The sequence below is a fragment of the Nonomuraea sp. NPDC048916 genome (assembly GCF_040649575.1).
Classification (GTDB): Bacteria; Actinomycetota; Actinomycetes; order Streptosporangiales; family Streptosporangiaceae; genus Nonomuraea.
Map to the genome: position 1 here is coordinate 1 of NZ_JBEZFS010000345.1, position 307 is coordinate 307.

Genomic DNA, 307 nt, shown 5'->3' on the forward strand with positions numbered 1-307 from the left:
TGAATCTGCCAGGACCACCTGGTAAGCCTAAATACTCCCTGGTGACCGATAGTGCACGAGTACCGTGAGGGAAAGGTGAAAAGTGCCCCGGTGAGGGGTTGTGAAAGAGTACCTGAAACCGTGTGCCTACAAGCCGTAGGAGCTTACATCAGCTTGCTGGTGTGTGATGTGACTGCGTGCCTTTTGAAGAATGAGCCTGCGAGTTATGGTGTGTGGCGAGGTTAACCCGTGTGGGGGAGCCGTAGCGAAAGCGAGTCTGAAGAGGGCGTTTGAGTCGCATGCTGTAGACCCGAAGCGGAGTGATCTA

Annotated in this window: 1 rRNA gene; it reads left to right on the forward strand. The window is 54.4% G+C overall.

The window, feature by feature from the left end:
- Window positions 1-307: ribosomal RNA gene (locus AB0C16_RS41155) — 23S ribosomal RNA — on the forward strand; the annotation flags it as partial.